At 55.1% G+C, this 15,438-nt stretch carries 12 protein-coding genes and 1 pseudogene; 9 read left to right on the forward strand and 4 right to left on the reverse strand.

The annotated features are described in order from the left end of the window. Positions 1 to 891: hypothetical protein (locus SO156_RS44275; RefSeq protein ID WP_498539229.1), on the forward strand; the 891-nt coding region annotated here is incomplete at its 5' end. Positions 892 to 1,112: 221 nt separating this feature from the next. Here the strand turns inward: SO156_RS44275 and SO156_RS44280 are convergent. The 4 genes and pseudogenes from SO156_RS44280 to SO156_RS44295 form a co-directional block, all read right to left on the reverse strand. Continuing rightward, positions 1,113 to 1,506: pseudogene (locus SO156_RS44280) on the reverse strand (transposase); the annotation flags it as partial. Positions 1,507 to 1,545: 39 nt separating this feature from the next. Continuing rightward, positions 1,546 to 3,132 carry a hypothetical protein gene (locus tag SO156_RS44285; protein WP_498539230.1) on the reverse strand — a complete coding sequence of 529 codons (1,587 nt, stop codon included), beginning with the start codon at positions 3,130 to 3,132 and terminating at the stop codon, positions 1,546 to 1,548. A gap of 252 nt (positions 3,133 to 3,384) precedes the next feature. Further along, positions 3,385 to 4,971 (reverse strand): hypothetical protein, encoded by a 1,587-nt coding sequence (locus tag SO156_RS44290; protein ID WP_498539231.1) that lies wholly within the window; start codon positions 4,969 to 4,971, stop codon positions 3,385 to 3,387. Next, the gene (locus SO156_RS44295; RefSeq protein ID WP_498539232.1) at positions 4,968 to 6,440 is read right to left on the reverse strand and encodes a hypothetical protein; all 1,473 of its coding nucleotides are present in this window, start codon (positions 6,438 to 6,440) and stop codon (positions 4,968 to 4,970) included. Before SO156_RS44295 ends, SO156_RS44290 begins: the two co-directional genes overlap by 4 nt. Before the next feature lie 494 nt (positions 6,441 to 6,934). Between SO156_RS44295 and SO156_RS44300 the strand changes: the two genes are divergently transcribed. The 8 genes from SO156_RS44300 to cpaB all read left to right on the forward strand — a co-directional run. Then, positions 6,935 to 8,353: a hypothetical protein gene (locus SO156_RS44300; RefSeq protein ID WP_498539233.1), complete on the forward strand. Its 1,419-nt coding sequence runs from the start codon at positions 6,935 to 6,937 to the stop codon at positions 8,351 to 8,353. 144 nt (positions 8,354 to 8,497) lie between these two features. Beyond that, entirely contained in the window at positions 8,498 to 10,075 is a 1,578-nt protein-coding gene (locus SO156_RS44305; RefSeq protein ID WP_498539234.1) for a hypothetical protein, read from the forward strand. Between the two features lie 723 nt (positions 10,076 to 10,798). Beyond that, the gene (locus SO156_RS44310; protein ID WP_498539235.1) at positions 10,799 to 11,650 is read left to right on the forward strand and encodes a sterol desaturase family protein; all 852 of its coding nucleotides are present in this window, start codon (positions 10,799 to 10,801) and stop codon (positions 11,648 to 11,650) included. Between the two features lie 123 nt (positions 11,651 to 11,773). Continuing rightward, positions 11,774 to 12,517 (forward strand): methyltransferase, encoded by a 744-nt coding sequence (locus SO156_RS44315; RefSeq protein WP_498539236.1) that lies wholly within the window; start codon positions 11,774 to 11,776, stop codon positions 12,515 to 12,517. 916 nt (positions 12,518 to 13,433) lie between these two features. Beyond that, on the forward strand, positions 13,434 to 13,643 hold the full coding sequence (locus SO156_RS44320) for a Flp family type IVb pilin (protein ID WP_456802273.1): 210 nt from the start codon (positions 13,434 to 13,436) through the stop codon (positions 13,641 to 13,643). Between the two features lie 67 nt (positions 13,644 to 13,710). Continuing rightward, a complete protein-coding gene (locus SO156_RS44325) occupies positions 13,711 to 13,920 on the forward strand; it encodes a Flp family type IVb pilin (protein ID WP_498539237.1) in 210 nt (69 codons plus the stop codon). 105 nt (positions 13,921 to 14,025) lie between these two features. After that, positions 14,026 to 14,532, forward strand: coding sequence for an A24 family peptidase (locus SO156_RS44330; RefSeq protein WP_498539238.1), 507 nt, complete (start codon positions 14,026 to 14,028; stop codon positions 14,530 to 14,532). Between the two features lie 2 nt (positions 14,533 to 14,534). Continuing rightward, positions 14,535 to 15,438, forward strand: a 904-nt coding sequence (gene cpaB / locus SO156_RS44335) for a Flp pilus assembly protein CpaB (RefSeq protein ID WP_498539239.1), incomplete at its 3' end; no start/stop codon positions are given.

A 15,438-nucleotide genomic window follows, 5' to 3' on the forward strand; every position in this document is an offset into this window, starting at 1 on the left:
GCCTTTCAAGGCGGGCTCGGTCCGGCCTTTAACTGCGTTATTGTCTACCCCGCGCTACATTATGGCAATATTCAGAGTGTGCCCTATGGCTTTGCGGCCGACGCTCAAAACATGCCACTGAACTTTACGTTTCCGGTCGCGGCGTTGCTGGCGATGGTTCACTTTGCGCGTGATTGGCCCGCTGCGATCCGCGACCGGACGTTGCACGTATGCGTGGCATTTGCGTTGGCCGCATTTGTCGGATTGTTGGTGCGGCCGGACATTGTTCATATCACATTCGCAGCACCCTTGGCGCTTCCATTAATTTTGTATTCGGGCCGACCTTTTGTTGCCGTTTTCAGGCCGATTCGGTTTGCGACTATAGCGGCGCTCGTTCTTGCAATGGCGCTGTCGACTGCAGTCCTTCTGATAAATAGTTACTTGGTGTTGCAATTACCAACTATTGAGACGCCCCGCGGCAGGGCGAAAGTGTTACGCGAAGATGTAAGGCTAATCATTCGTCGCGTCGCTGACCTGCCTATCGACAGTACTGTGTTTTATTATCCTTATGATCCGGTCTTGGCGTTTCTCACGGCTCGTGGGCATCCTTCAAGGTCAGATATCTTTATTCCCAACTATACAACCGCAAATCAATTTGAAGAGGAATGTAGAGCTGTTATTCACGCAGCCGGTTGGGTTGTCTTTGATCACGCAATGATAAATAACTGGCAAACCTATTTTCCAGCGATACGGGATCCAGCTCCTCCCGAACGTATCCTATTTGAATCTGCCATTGAAAGATCATTTAGCCTAGTCGCGAGTGATGGCAAATTTGATTTGCGGAAAGCTTTCAAGAGGGATGAGACCATTTGCAACGACATTAGCGGTCGTAGCCAGAAGAATCCCACCTAAAGGCCGAGCGCAGATCTCGTAACGTTGCGGCGGGCTCTTATAAAGTGGCGCTCAGACTCTGGCAGTTGGCGCGGCAGATTCCTTTTGTTGCATGAGACACTTCGAGATTATTCAACTTGGTCGACTTGCCTGGCCGCAAGAAGTCCAAGGTGACCCTTTTTGATAAGCCCAGATGCCGAGGATCAATTCCGATCCTTGGTCGACGCGGATCGTCGTTGGTCGGCCTGGTCGCCACGCTTCGACTTGTAGACGCAAAGTGCTCGCTCGATCCGAAGCGTCGAACAGGCCCGCCTGATCGAGACCTTCCAATCGCTGCGAACCTTGTCGAAGAGCTCCCGCTTCCGGCCGGGCCTCAGAGCTTTTTGATGGCACATCCTGAAGCATGGCCTTGTCCAAGGACGGGGCGGCGACAATCCGCTTCAGCTTGGCATTTTCCTCGTCAAGCTTGCGCGGCCGCTTCATCTCCGAGGGCGTCTGGCCCGCATACTTCTTCTTCCAATTGAAACAGGTCGCCCGGCTGATCCAGCCTTGCGGCAGGCCTCCGCAACAGCCAGGCGGGCCGTCCTCAGCCTGCTTCAAGACAAAGGCTTCCAGTTCAGATTGGGCTAATTTGATGGGAACAGGTCACCGGCATCACAGAAGCGTTGAACACCGTCACGGCTTTTGAACCGGGTTGATCCGGTACATGGTGAATAACGTTCCACCAGTAAGTTCCTCAATCCGACCGGGAAGGGGGTTTGCGGTGTGCGGTCCCACCAGATAGAGATAGTCAAACTCGCTCGTCCAATGGCGCAGGAATCGTGGCACGCGTGGGTCGTCGGTGCCGGTTGCAAGGGGCACAAGTATCGGGAGCGGCACGGGGACGAAGTAGAGAGCGTCAGCGACTGCCTCGTTTCGGTGTTCTTTAACAACATTGATCGACACTACTCCTGGCAGCGCCATGAGTGTCGTCACCATTGCCTTAGCCGATGCGGCGAGAGTTGGGGCGTGATCCATCGGCGATAGAAGCAATCCTACCGGTGCATCAGTGCTGCGCCCGACCAGAATGCGAGACGGACGGTCGAGCAGTGTGAACGATGCTTTGATTTTTGCGTAATCATCTTGATAGCTGAACCAGACGGCCGTGGTAACCGCTACATTAATGAGCGCGATGCCGATTGGAACCGCGACCGCCAGGGCAGCAACACGCCCTGTCATCGAGATCGTGGTGTAAGCCGGAAGAATCAGAAGGGCGGCGACCAGCACGCGAAAATCGACACCCGATACCCCGAGCAAGCGGAAGGGCATCACAAGGAATAACAGCGCGAAGCCAACTGCAAGCCAGAGACCTGAGCGGCACAAGGACAGCCTTCCGGTGCGGAACAAAACGTAGCAGAGTAGGATCAACGCAGCAGCCTCAACCGCGGCTAGTTCTGCGTTGTTGCCGTTGAGGAGTCCAAAGATCGACAATAACTTCGAGACATTCCACTCGGTAGGGCCGTTTCCTACATGTGTGGGTGACGCGAGAAAGGCTGCAAAGACACCCAGCATGGGCGCGCACAAGATGGCGAGTTGCACAATGCCGGAGCGCCGCCAGTTGAAGCGCGAGAGTACAAGAAAACCGAGCGTTGCCGCGTAGAGCCCCAGCGCAAACAGATGCGCAACATAGAGCACTGTGACGAAAAGTGAATGCGCGATCAGTTGCACAGCGGCGGGGCGACCACGCATCAATTCCCAAACAGCCAGCCCCCATAGAGCGACCCCAAGGCCAAACTGGAAATTGATAAATCCCCACGCGAATGGGAAGGAATATAGCAACATCACTGCAGCGAGCCCTGAAATTTCATGCCGCCGCTTCACTGCCAGCTCGAGCGCAATCGCGCCGCTCACGATCAGAAGTTGGCACGCAATCAGGAAGACTTTGCTGGCCGCTTCGACGCCGATAATCCGCGCCAGCGGGGGAACAAGAAGATCCATAGCGAGGTTGGAGTAGAGTGTTTTACTAATCTCGTAGAAAGGGTTGGCGTCTGGCGTGCCCGCTGCAGTGAGCACATACATGCGGGCCACGTGGAAGGGATAGTCCATCATCGCCGGAAGAGCGACCAACAGTACTGGACAGATCGCGACAACAACAATTGCGGCGACGGAGAAGTTAATCAGGAGATAGTATCGTTCGTGAGGCGCAACTACAGTTAGCCCGGACGGACCCGATTCTAAAGCGCAAGAATGAACGAGCTGACGATCGCGGAATGAATTAATCATCTAAAAAGCTCCGTCGTGTATCCCATTTCCCAGCATTATTTTCCTGTGCGGTAGCTGCGCCGATCCTCGACCATGTGATTGCAAATAGGGGTGAAGCCCTGCCCGCTTTCGCGGGCACATGTTAATGATCCCACATCGTAGTTAAGCAGCGAAGCTGCCAATCAGGCCAACTTCGTCGAGCGCAACGGCTGAGGAAAAAATGACCCATTGCATCATCGCCCGAGGCTGTCATCACAGAAGCGTTGAAGACCGTCACGGCTTTTGAATCGGGCTGATCCGGTACATGGTGAATAACTTTCCACCAGTAAGTTCCTCAATCTGACCGGGGAGGGGATTTGCGGTGTGCGGTCCCACCAGATAGAGATAGTCAAACTCGCTCGTCCAATGGCGCAGGAATCGTGGCACGCGTGGGTCGTCGGTGCCGGTCGCAAGGGGCACAAGTATCGGGAGCGGCACGGGGACGAAGTAGAGAGCGTCAGCGACTGCCTCGTTTCGGTGTTCTTTAACAACATTGATCGACACTACTCCTGGCAGCGCCGAGAGTGTCGTCACCATTGCCTTAGCCGATGCGGCGAGAGTTGGGGCGTGATCCATCGGCGATAGAGGCAATCCTAGCGGTGCATCAGTGCTGCGCCCGACCAGAATGCGAGACGGACGGTCGAGCAGTGTGAACGATGCTTTGATTTTTGCGTAATCATCTTGATAGCTGAACCAGGCGGCCGTGGTAACCGCTACATTAATGAGCGCGATGCCGATTGGAACCGCGACCGCCAGGGCAGCAACACGCCCTGTCATCGAGATCGTGGTGTAAGCCGGAAGAATCAGAAGGGCGGCGACCAGCACGCGAACATCGACAGCCCATACCCCGAGCAAGCGGAAGGGCATCACAAGGAATAACAGCGCGAAGCCAACTGCAAGCCAGAGACCTGAGCGGCACAAGGACAGCCTTCCGGTACGGAACAAAACGTAGCAGAGTAGGATCAACGCAGCAGCCTCAACCGCGGCTAGTTCCGCGTTGTTGCCGTTGAGGAGTCCAAAGATCGGCAATAACTTCGAGATACTCCACTCGGTAGGGCCGTTTCCTACATGTGTGGGTGACGCGAGAAAGGCTGCAAAGACACCCAGCATGGGTGCGCACAAGATGGCAAGTTGCACAATGCCGGAGCGCCGCCAGTTGAAGCGCGAGAGTACAAGAAAACCGAGCGTTGCCGCGTAGAGCCCCAGCGCAAACAGATGCGCAACATAGAGCACTGTGACGAAAAGTGAATGCGCGATCAGTTGCACAGCGGCGGGGCGACCACGCATCAATTCCCAAACAGCCAGCCCCCATAGAGCGACCCCAAGGCCAAACTGGAAATTGATAAATCCCCACGCGAATGGGAAGGAATATAGCAACATCACTGCAGCGAGCCCTGAAATTTCATGCCGCCGCTTCACTGCCAGTTCGAGCGCAATCGCGCCGCTCACGATCAGAAGTTGGCACGCAATCAGGAAGACTTTGCTGGCCGCTTCGACGCCGATAATCCGCGCCAGCGGGGGAACAAGAAGATCCATAGCGAGGTTGGAGTAGAGTGTTTTACTAATCTCGTAGAAAGGGTTGGCATCTGGCGTGCCCGCTGCAGTGAGCACATACATGCGGGCCACGTGGAAAGGATAGTCCATCATCGCCGGAAGAGCGACCAACAGTACTGGACAGATCGCGACAACAACAATTGCGGCGACGGAGAAGTTAATCAGGAGATAGTATCGTTCGTGAGACGCAACTACAGTTAGCCCGGACGGACCCGATTCTAAAGCGCAAGAATGAACGAGCTGACGATCGCGGAATGAGTTAATCATCTAAAAAGCTCCGTCTTTCCTGCATTTCCCGCGTCGCGCATATGCACGACAGCGGTCTCATCTGAGTAGACGCGCTGCCAGCCACCTAAATGATCAAGCAGACCTGCCGCTGGTGTTGCCGGCATCAAGAGCACTGCATCAATCTCGTACTCTTTAAGTAAGCTTAGGAACTGGTTCACGTCCTTAAGCTGCAGCGCTTGGAAATAAGCCATGACGAATTGTTCGCCATATAACTCGGCCCGACTATCGATGAAGACCGGAATTTGTTGCCAGATCAGGTAGCCGCCGAACGGATAGTCGTTGAGGACGCGCTTGGCACCTCTGAGCTTGAGTACTTCGACGGCAGCCGCAGGCGAATGGATGAGAGGCGGCGAAAACCTGTGATTGGCCGCAAACACCCATGTCAACACACCGAAAGCCGCGACCAACATGACAGCCGGAACCGTTGGGAAAATCATCTTGCCGGTTCGATCCGTTTGCAAGCCCAGTTGCGATGACACCGGCGTCAGCACCACTAACGGCATCAGTAGGGCGAAGATGTCGGCGTTTCGAACATGGGAAAGGGCCATGTGAAGCAACCCCAGCACCAATAGAATTCGTGGCGGCGAAAGCTTTAGGCCGGAATAAAGCCAACCCGCTATCAAAGCCAATATAGACGCTTCAAGTATGCTGAAATGGCTGAAATCCGCCGGGCTCCATTCGGAAATCAGATTCAGCAATTCCCCGAGTGCCAAAATGTTGCGTGCCGCGAGGATCGCCCCCCAACCGTAAGGGGTTGCGCAACCGACGGCAAATGCGCACGCTCCAAAAAAGATCCAATGCAGCGCCAATGACACTCGTTGTGAAGCCGCCGCATTCCACAAGGCGTCAAATGCGAAGGGCATAATTAATGCGAGCCCGAAAACAAATCCTCCATGAAGATTTGCCCACAGCGCCATTAGTGGCAAAAGCCAGAACGACGGTGGTTCGCCTCTTTCGCTTGCGCCCAAAAGTCCGCTTACCCAGGCAAGCATGACCGGCAACGCAACTACATGTGGGCGGGCCAGAAGATGAGACGCCGAAACCGCCAAAGCTACCAGCGCAACTATGATTGCAAGGGTCGAACGAATGCGCCGGCCGAGAATGAAGGTTAGAAAGGCGAAAGTTCCGGCGATACAGGTCGAAGCGAGGATGATCGGCCCGGCCCAGCCGGCTATCTCGTAACTGCCGGCATAGAGAACTTGTGCCAGCCAGGAAGTTGAGATCCACGGGCCGCCTGCTTTCGAAAAGGAATAAATATCGACACGCGGAAAGCTGCTATGATCGAGGATCCATTTCCCCACCGCGATATGCCAATAGGTATCGGAGTCTCTCAGAAGAGAGCTGCCGTTGACCAAGAGGAGCGCGTAGACACCAGCCCCGAGCCAAAACCACGCCGGAAGGACGAAGCCGGCCTTTGCCTCTGTGAACAAAGGCCTCTGGACAATCATAGCGGGCCTATCTCCTGCAAGCAGAACCTATGTCCAACAAACGTGCGGTAATTCCTTCGATGTTCGCCAGTTAAAGAAGTTTATTAAAATATCTTCGCCGAACGGTGACGATGGCTCCGGGTGCAGAACAATCGGTTCAGCTAGGCGAAGTGCGCCTTCGCTATACAATTAATATTGGGTTCATCTGCCCGGTTTTTGCGTCCTGCTAGTCTAGACAGTTGCAGTACTGATTATAATAACCCCCACGCCACAAATAAAAAAACTAGGAATTAAGGTTTCCAGCTGATCCATTCCCCAAGGGAGTCGACTTTCGCCATCCGGTGAAATTCGCAACGCTGCTGTATCCTCAAGCTAGGTCGTCAGGCTTAATCAATCGATAAGTAAAGTGAACGCGATCCACGCGGATGAGAGGCGAACCGTTTATGCCACGCGAACCAATATGTCAGCGAAGTCTGATCCTCGTTGGTCTGCTATTTGCCGCGTCGGTGGTCCCTGTGCTGTCGGTCGAAATTCCAGCGATGATCGATTATGTAAACCACCTCGCTCGGATGCATCTTCTCGTGGACGCTGCCGCGGGCCGCCCGAACCCAGCTTATGAGTTAGATTGGCGGCCCTATCCGAATCTCGCGGTCGACCTCATAGTACCAGTGGTGGCGCGGTTCGTAAGCGTCGATATGGCCGCGCGCCTTTTCCTGCTTGCAAGTCAAACGTTGGTGGTTAGTGGCGCGATAGCGCTGGAGCTAAAGGTTCGTGGGCGACATCATTTATCGGGCTTCGCCGCACTGATCTCACTTTACAGTTTGCCGTTTCTTTGGGGGCTGACGAATTGGGAGTTTGGTTGTGGCATCGCACTCTGGGCCATCGTGTTTTGGATTTACTTTCGCGAAGGGCCTTGGCTTTTTTTGGTCGTGTTACATACCTGCTTTTTCATCGTGTTATTCTTCGCTCACTTGTTCGCACTCGGTGTCTATGGGTTGACGATTGGCTGCTATGAAGCTAGCCAAGTTCGCGGATATCGCCACGCCGCTCGAACCTTCAGCGCGATGGCGCTCCCGGCGCTCACTGCGTACCTGTTTTTGATGTGGTCGGGCGGCGCGCCTGAGCGGCCAGTAGTTACATGGTGGTTCGGATTGAAGCTGATGTGGCCATTGCTGGTCATGAACTGCTACAACATCTTTCTTTCGATCGCGCTTGGGGTTTCGATTGCCGGGCTGTTGGTATTCTTAGGCTACAATCGAATATTCGGCTTGACCCGACCGGCGGTTTTTATCGGATCCGGGTTTCTCGTTGTGTACCTGTTGATGCCGGCCCGTCTGTTCGGCGGTGCATATGCTGACGTTCGTCTCATTCCTGCAATAATGTTAATCCTGCCGGCGTTCTTAACGGTGCGCTGGCCGTCAGCCGCTGTTCGATCAGTGGCCGCGCTCGTGGCTGTAAGCATCATACTGATTAATGCAGCGAACGTAGCCTCGATTTGGTCCGCATACCGTTCTGACTACGCCGAGATCATCGCGTCGTTTCGGCTACTTCGTGCCAATTCAACAATTCTGGTCGCGCGCAGCGATGTTGAAGTCGGCCGCATAAACGCACCGATGTTCTATGCCCCAACCTTGGCAGTACACTATGCAACTGCGTTCGTGCCGTCGCTATACACGCTGTCTGGTCAGCAACCCGTCAAGAAATCGGCTTCGAAATCGGCATTCGAAATCGAAGACGCGCTTGATTACCTGCCGGCAACGATTTCGCAGTTGAACAGCGCTTCGGCCGGCGGAACGGTCCCATCGCATGTTCGCGCCTGGCGCACCGATTATGATTACCTCTACATTGTCGGAGATCAGCCCGCTACCATCCCGGACGGCTTAACCAGTATGATGCACGGCCGACGGTTCACTCTCTATGCGATCGATAAATAGCGATAGCTAATGGCCGGCGAGGGGGATTCGTACGCAGATCCCAAATGAGGCTCTGACAAGCTTCGCTTAGAACCTTCTAAATTCTCTGACGATTGCTACAATATGCTCGCAGATTCCCGGGAATGCGAAGGAGCAGAGGGGAGCATGAGCCATCTCGATGATTTGGCTAGGTCCGGCGCCGGATATGCCGTCGCTCCGGCTACGGTCAGCGAGAAGCCTGAAAGGCCGCGCGCCAGCGATCAAGACGTTCAGCGGGCGACATGGTTCATATTTGTGCTGCTGGTCGCGCTTCTTTTACTCTTGTACATCGTGCTTCTTCCTGCTGATCGGCTTCTATTAGATCCGGACCTGTATTGGCACATAGCAACTGGGCGCAAGATTTGGGAAAGCGGATCGTTTCCTCAGGTCGACGTATTCTCGCATACCTTTCGTGGGCATCCCTGGATAGCGAGAGACTGGCTGAGCGATCTTCTCTTTTACGGCGCGTATAGTCTTTCAGGCTTCCGCGGAGTCGCCATCATTACCGGCGGAGCTGTGGCGCTCGCCTACGCGCTGCTTTTCCTTATGCTAGCGCGCACCATGCGGCTCACGGTTGCAGTCGTGGTGGCAATAGTGGCGCTTGTGCTGTCGGTCAACCACTTGCATGCTCGCCCGCAGATATTTGCTGATGGCCTGATGGTGGTCTGGGTCGCGGCGCTAGTGAGAGCTGTCGACACCAAGACTACGCCGAGCTTGATGCTGCTCCCGGTCATGACGCTGTGGGCGAACGTCCATGGCAGCTTTGTGGCGGGGCTTGCCCTGACATTCGCGCTCGCTGCAGAAGCCCTATTCGAAGCTCCAGGGAGTGAGCGTCTATTAGCAGCCCGACGATGGGCTGTCTTCTTTGTCGCCGCGGTCGGCGCCGCGTGCGTCACGCCCTACGGCGCGCGCCCGTTCCTGATGGACTTTCAGCTCATCGGGGCACATGAAGCCAAACCTTACATTAACGAGTGGCGAGCCGTAAGCTTCGAGACGGCGCCGATTACACTGTTCGCTGTTCTAGCACTCCTATTTTTCGCTTTGCTGAACGGGGTCAAAATTCGGTTTTGTAGACTAACAATATTGATATCAATCGCAGCGTATATGCTCACCGCAGTGAGATTCATCTTCTTATTCAATTTGCTTGCGCCTCTACTGCTCGCAACCCCGTTAACAAAGCAATTTCGATTTTTGCGCCTCTCTGAGCAAATTGCGACTCGCCCACAATTCTTCACGACAACGTCTCATCTAGGGAGGCGCGGTCTCTACGGGGCTTATGGATTAATCGCGATCATGATCCTTGGAATTGGCATCTTTGGTAATGTTGTTGAGCGCCCGCGATTTAGGGAGATTTCTCCAAAGGGTGCTGTCGACTACATTTTCGAGCACAATTTAAATGGAAATATCTATAACTCGTACAACTTGGGCGGATACTTGATTTTTAGAGGACTTCCTACCTTTGTCGACGGCAGAAATGTGTTCGATGATGGCTTTATGGATGAAAATTGGACCATTGTCGCAACACGCCCTCATGAATTTATTCGATACTTGGATAAGTACCGCGTCTCAATTGGTCTCGTCGCGCCAAACTCTACGGAGTCTCAGGAATTTCGAGCTTCATCGGAGTGGGTCGGCGTCTATTCTGACGATATTTCCGAGCTATTCGTGAGGCGAAATGAGCTAGACCAGCGCCGCCGCGATTAGTTGGTCAGCCTGAAGGCTCGTCCAGCAGATTCGACTCTAACGCTTGAATGGTAGCGACTTGCAAGTGATCGAAGGAGCGGCGTTCGAGGCACGGCGAATGAAGTTGGCGAAAACGCCTTCGATCGCATTGAGCCTGACAGCTACTGAGTGATTCCTCGGGAAGTAGTTAGAGTCCGCCCGAAGAAGGACGAACAGGTGCAGCGAGCAAGGTTCAGGGAAAGGAAGATTATCGCTATATTGGAGGAGCATGAGTTCGGGCCTAGCACGGCTGACCTGACTCGCAAGGCATGGGATCTCCGCAGCGACGGCCTCCCATTGGAAAGCCAAATTCGGCGGCATTGACGTTCCGCGGCGAAACGGCTGAAGGCGTTGGAGGAAGAGAACGCGACGCTGAAAAAGATGCTCGGTGCGGCCATCCTTCGCGGGCAGAACAAATGGTATGGCCCGCCGCCAAGTGCGCTGCGGTCGCGCAGCTGCAGGCTGTCATGAGTCCAGCGGACGGCGAGCCTACTCAATCGTGGGCACCAAAGATGGTTTTGCAAAGGACAACGCCTCGGCCACCAGAACTACACCATTTCATGTTCGCGCTTGGCGCACCGAGTGAGATTACTGATCGCGTCGGTCGATTAGATGGTCAACATCCCGGACCGCTTAACCAGGCCGTCCCTTTGCTCTTTATGCCATCGGCAAATAGCGATAGGGTGACGCCCAGCGAGGAACCCCATGGATCCCTTTGGTATTAAGGTTATTTTTATCACCATTCTTGTGTTCATACCGCTCGAGCGGCTGTTCGCCATGCATCCGCAGAAGCTCTTTCGTCGCAATTGGGCCAACGATCTGATCTTCCTGTTTTTGAATGGTGTGCTGATCAAGCTTGGTCTGCTAGCCATTATCGTGGCGGTCATCTTTGTCGCCGCATGGATTGTTCCGGCATCCTTTCAGGCCATGGTCGGTGGCTTGCCCTATTGGGTGCAACTCCCGGCCGTTATCGTCCTTGCCGATTTGGGATTCTATTGGACCCATCGCATGTTCCATGCCGTTCCCTGGCTATGGAGATTCCACTCCATTCACCACAGTATCGAGGAGCTTGATTGGCTGGCCGCGGCCAGGGTCCATCCGGTCGATCAGATTTTGACCAAAGGGGCCTCGCTGATCCCGGTCTTCGCACTGGGTTTCTCCGAATGGGCAATTGGAGTCTATGCCTTGCTCTATCAGTGGCAGGCGGTTCTCATTCACTCCAATGTTCGCTTGGGATTTGGTCCGTTGCGCTTCCTGTTTGCTTCGCCGGAGTTTCATCATTGGCATCATAGTAACCAACGTGAGGCTAGGGACCGGAATTTCGCCGGCCAGCTGTCCTTCCTGGACGCGTTGTTTGGAAGCCTTCATTTGCCGCGAGGGCAAATCCCGACGAGCTACGGTCTCGATCGGCCGATGCCGCAACGCTACGTGCCTCAGTTGCTTTATCCCTTCATCGGCGAGCGGATCTTCCAGGCCAAATCCGACACAGCGGCGCTGGCAGAGACGATGCGGGCCCCAGAGGAGGCGCCCAATCGTTTGCCCAGCCTCGGTCAGTAACGAAATTCCCGTCAGGTTAATCTGCAGCCTGAAGCTGTTCACCGATGACCTATCCTGTCTGGGCGCCGAACGGAGGCAAAACCCAAGCGCTTGTGGATCACCTGGGAGCACGAGATTGAGACGATGACGAATATTAAATCCGATGATATCGATCGATCCCAGGCGGAGAGGGCGGCCGTTGAATTGACTGTCAATCGGTGGCTCGATTGGACCGCGCGAGCGAGCGTCGTCGTTGTCTTTACCACGCTTGTTGTGATTGGCATTGCAGGAATTCCCCGCCTGCTTCCGTTGGACAGCATCCACAAGCTGCTCATGATCGCGGCCAGAATTGCTAACGTTCTTTTCTTGAGTCTGGTTGCAGCAACAACTATTACCCGGCTCGTGCCGATACAGAAGTCCAAAGGCATCGAGCCGCGGATCTCGGCTTTGCTAGGCACGTTCCTGTGCACGATCCTTGCTTTGCTACCGAAGGCAGAACTGGGACCTGTTTGGTCGCTCGTGTCGACGACGTTAATCCTGGTGGGCACGTCGCTTTCTTTCGTGGTGCTCCGCTGGCTGGGCAAATCCTTTAGCATTTTTGCCGAGGCAAGGCGCTTGGTGACAGAAGGACCTTATCGAATTGTCCGGCATCCGCTCTACCTCTGTGAAGGAGTTGCTTTGATCGGTATCACACTGCAGGTGCTTTCTCCGCTTGCCGCGCTGATGGCCATTGCGATTGTGATGGTTCAATGTCGGCGTATGATCAATGAAGAAGCGATTCTACAGGCGGCTTTTCCCGAATATCGCGTCTATGCTGCGAATACATCTTTTCTGATCCCCAAGCTTGGCCAGTTTTTTACGGGATCGAACCCGCAAGTAGGTGGTTAGGCTGGCGTTTGATCGATCGAGTCCACTTGACCTGAGCCGTCCCTTCAGCGACGAAGAAAAACCGTAGTCAAGCTTGTGTGCAGCGGCGATGTCCGTTGCAGCCCAATACGATCTATAGTTGCAGCCGCCGGGCTTGCGGACTGCAAGCATCTGCGCCAGGACAAGCATTCGCTTTCGGCGTCGTTAATCCGAATAATGATTTGGCTGAAGTCGCAGTAGCAATCCGGATCGGGCTGCTCAGGCTGTCGCGCCGGGCAGCCTGCATCATCAAGGCGCACCATCCGCGAGATGCCGCCGCGTTTTCGATGCTAAGCTGGCGCTCGAGCAGCCGATCGAGCCCCTCGTAAGCCTCGCGCTCCTTCGTCTGTCCAGGCCCAGGACCTCGTCCGGGCTCGCCGTTTCTTCATCCACCGCTGCACGAAGCCGAGCTGCGAGTGCGGTGCGATCAGGCGGTCGACCATCATCGCCACCACCAGATCATCCCCAGCGCCGCCGCGACCTGGCCATGCGGCAGCGACCGCTCGATTTGCAATTCCTCCGGATCCGAGCCGATCAGCGTGCCGCCCCGGCAGCTTGCTCAAATGGCAAGCGCCCGCGTCTGCGCGCCCATTCTCCACCCGATATGTCTCCCGCCACCGGCGGATGCCGCGTAACAAACCGGTACAACTCGCCAGTACTCTTTAGGGGTACCACTCGGTCATGGCTGTCGCTATGCCGCTTGACGTAAGAGAAAAGGCCGAAATTGCTCAACAATTTGCGTTGTTGCCCCCAGGCGACACCGGGTTCTCACGGTTAAGGTTAAGCCCCTGTAAACATTGACTGAGCGGCCCCTTTAACAGAAAGTTTACCCAGTTGGCAGGGATTTGTCAGCGAGCAGTAGTAGTTGCGTTTCATCTTGCAAGAAGGATATTCCCTCATGTTGAAGTATTATTTCAAGGCTACCGAAGCGTTGAAGCGTCTGCGCACGGACAAGGACGGCGTGGTGTCGCTCGAGTACGTGATCGTCGGGGCTTGTGTCTGCGCCGTCGTACTTCTTCTGTTTACTGGTACCGGTACTAACACCCTTAGCGGAGCGCTGAACACCGGGTTCGGCAAGATCGCCACCACGATGTCTGGTCTGCCATAAGCGGAGTCCAGCGCGCGGCAATGGATATTCCAATGCCGCGTCACGCTTTCGAAGGAGGGATTTTGCTATGTTGAGATATTATGTTGAGACCACGCGAGCGTTGAAGCGTCTGGGCACGGACAAGGACGGTGTGGTGTCGCTCGAGTACGTGATCGTCGGCGCTTGTGTCTGCGCCGTCGTGCTCCTTCTGTTTACGGGCACCGGTACTAACACCCTCAGCGGAGCACTGAATACCGGCTTCGGCGCGATCGCCTCTACTATGACTGGACTGCCCTGACTCGTCTTTATTTTATGACAGGTCTTTGAGTTCAGAGCGTGGCAATGGATGTACCAATGCCACGCCTCCATTTCAGGCATGCATTTCATGGACTGGATTGCTCCCATGGATTGGATTGCTCCCACGGCGTCGTTTCTTGAAATTGTTTTGTTGCTCTATGTCGCAACGATCGATATCGCGACACGATTGATCCGAAATGAAATTTGTCTGGTGCTGGCGCTCCTCGGGATCGCCGGGCATTTTGCCAGCCCGATGCAGCTTGTAGAATCCTTGATCGCCGCGACAATCCTGTTTCTGCTGCTCTTAGTCATCTACCAGCGGGGATGGATGGGCGGCGGCGATGTCAAACTGCTGGTTGCGTTGGCGGTTGGCCTCCCATTGATGGGCGTGCTTCAGTTGTTGACTATCACCGCTCTGGCCGGCGGCGTCCTTGCCGTGGTGCATCTGATGATGCGTCTCCTGCCATATCCCAGGCTCGCGCCAGCGGGATCGTCGTTGGCGCGCCGCGTTTACGCGATAGAACGTTGGCGCCATTTGCGACGCGCGCCTCTACCTTACGGGGTTGCGATTGCGTGCGGCGGTATTTGGACCATTTTCAGTCAAAGGCTTTGAACATGTCATCTACTCTGCGTCTTTCGATCATAATGGTCTTCCTGCTCGCGGCCGCTGCGCTCGGGCTTATTGCCTACAGCATGAATCTGCCGAATGCACAGGCCCCGGTAGTACACGCCACGGAAATGGCGCCGGCAGCGCCCCTCACTCGGTACCTTGTCGCGGCACGTCCGCTGAAGGCTGGTACCTTAACGCGCGACGAAGATTTCCGCGCCGAGCCGTTGGATAGCGTTCCAACAGGGGCGATCCACGATACGACCGACGATAGGAACAGACTTCTCGGTTCTCTGGTTCGCAAGAACCTCGACGCGGGCAGTCCTATCACATCAGAAAACGTCTTGCTGCGGGGAGATCGGGGTTTCCTTGCAAGCGTCTTGGAGCCGGGCACCCGTGCCATCAGCATCAAGGTTGACGCGGAATCTGGTGTCGCGGGACTGATCAAGCCGGGTGACTATGTGGATGTTGTCCTGACCCAAGTAGCCGCGAACGCAGATGTTGCGCGTCGCGCCCTCAGCGAAACCATTCTGCAAAATGTTCGAATCATTGCGATTGACCAGGAGATTGTGCAGACCGGCGGAGCCAATAACACCCCGGCCGCGAAGGTCGCACAAACTGTGTCACTGCAGCTTGCGCCAGAGCAGGTCAAGAAGATTGCGGTTGCAAAAAATCTCGGATCGCTCTCCCTGGCCATGCGATCAGCTGTAGAGCCACGGGACATAGCCGACAGTCGCACGATTTCGAGCTGCGACGTGTCGGCGGAAATAGCCCGCCAGAATGCTGTTGCCGGCCAAACTGCAGCGGTGGTGGTCTATGGAGGCGGTAAGGTTCAGGAATACTCAGTCAGGAAACAAGATTCAACCACAGGCTGTGGCGACTTGCCGAAGGTTGCCCGCGAGAGTGAAAAGG

The organism is Bradyrhizobium sp. UFLA05-125, assembly GCF_059803515.1.